This window comes from Geminocystis sp. CENA526, from assembly GCF_050753365.1.
In the GTDB taxonomy this organism is placed as follows: Bacteria; Cyanobacteriota; Cyanobacteriia; order Cyanobacteriales; family Cyanobacteriaceae; genus Geminocystis.
The window spans coordinates 1-1,977 of sequence record NZ_JBLZFY010000235.1; the positions used below are offsets into that span (position 1 = coordinate 1).

Here is a 1,977-nt window from a genome sequence, read left to right on the forward strand (position 1 = left end):
CGATCGAATCTTAATCATAAATTTTACTAGATACGGAATCAATTATTCGATCGCCACTTTTTATTATCGAGATTTTAGGTGGAGTTCGATCGAATCATCATCTTAGGGCTTCCATGATAGTTTTATTATAAATAACTCGTCCTACAGTAGTGTAGATATACTGAGTAATTTGCTCCCCTTCGGCAGTTTCTCGCACTTTATGACCAGAATAATACTTCCAAACACTACCATCTGTCAAAGTTTCTTCCTTGATAAGTTCATTGTCACCCTCACCGCTATCTATTTCTCCGTCAAAACGTACCCAGATTTTAGCGTGTAAATCCACTAATCCCTGTTCGTATGCGAGTATAGCATCATCAAGGTTGGCGTAATAAGTATCCTTCCCTTTCGTGGCGTTGGGATTATCCAACGTGAGGTAATAACAACCTAAAACCATATCTTGAGAAGGTGTAATAATGGGTTTACCCGTTGCTGGAGACAAAATATTATGACAAGCCATCATCAATAACTTTGCTTCTGTTTGGGCTTCAATGGATAATGGAACGTGTACTGCCATTTGATCTCCGTCAAAATCAGCATTGAAAGATTCACACACTAAAGGATGTAAATGAATTGCTTTACCTTCGACTAATATAGGTTCAAAAGCCTGAATCCCTAAACGGTGTAGAGTGGGCGCACGGTTTAACAATACGGGATGTCCTGCGATAACTTTTTTTAATACGTGCCAAATACAAGGATCAGCTTTTTGAATTAATTTTTTTGCTGCCTTGATATTATTCACAATACCTAAACGGATTAAACGGTTAATGACAAAGGGTTGGAATAATTTGATCGCCATTTCACGGGGTAAACCGCATTGATGTAATTGTAGATTAGGATTAACTACGATAACTGAACGTCCAGAATAGTCAACTCTCTTACCGAGTGAGTTTTTACGGAAACGTCCTTGCTTACCTTCTATAATGTCTGAGAGAGATTTGAGAGGGCGACTGTTACCACCCACAACGGTTCTTCCTCTTCTACCGTTATCAATTAAAGCGTCCACCGCTTCTTGTAACATCCGTTTTTCGTTACAGATGATAATTTCAGGCGCGAGAATTTCTTGTAAACGATTTAAACGATTATTACGGTTAATAACTCGGCGGTATAAGTCATTCAAGTTAGAAGTAGCAAAACGTCCACCATCTAACTGTACCATCGGGCGTAAATCAGGAGGAATCACGGGAATCACACTTAAAACCATCCATTTAGGTTTAGAACCCGTAGCGATAAAATTGTCAATTAAGCGTAATCTTTTAATTAATTTTGATCTTTTCCCCCCATTACTACCAATAATTTCGTCTCTTAATTTTTCTGATTCTTGTTCAAGGTTAATATCTTTTAATAAATGCTCGATCGCTTCTGCACCAATGCCGACTTCAATACCTTCTAACTCAGAATCTTCTGCATAAATTTGTTTTTCAATTTCTATCCATTGATCTTCTGATAGTAATTGACGATAGCTTAAATGAGTGGCATTACCTGGATCGAGAACTACATGAGAGTTAAAATAAACGACTTGCTCCACATCCCGTAAGGGCATATCTAACAGGATACTCAGATAGCTGGGAATGCCTTTTAAATACCATACATGGGTAACGGGTGCAGCTAATTTAATATACCCCATACGATGACGGCGAACTCTGGATTCGGTTACTTCGACACCACAACGGTCACATACTATTCCTCTGTGACGAACTCTTTTATATTTTCCACACCAACATTCCCAATCCTTAGAAGGACCAAAAATTTTCTCACAAAATAACCCGTCCATTTCTGGTTTTTGGGTACGATAGTTAATGGTTTCTGGAGTAGTCACTTCCCCTACCACTATGCCGTTAGGTAATCTTCTTTGTCCCCATTCTCTGATTCGATCGGGGGAAGCAATACTAATTTTAACGTAATCAAATATTGATGGATATAGTAGATTATCAGAGC

General features: G+C 38.4%; 1 protein-coding gene. It reads right to left on the reverse strand.

The window, feature by feature from the left end; genetic code table 11:
- Positions 1 to 97: 97 nt before the first annotated feature.
- The gene (locus ACN4EE_RS23005) at positions 98 to 1,951 is read right to left on the reverse strand and encodes a DNA-directed RNA polymerase subunit gamma (protein WP_431708841.1); all 1,854 of its coding nucleotides are present in this window, start codon (positions 1,949 to 1,951) and stop codon (positions 98 to 100) included.
- Positions 1,952 to 1,977: the final 26 nt, after the last annotated feature.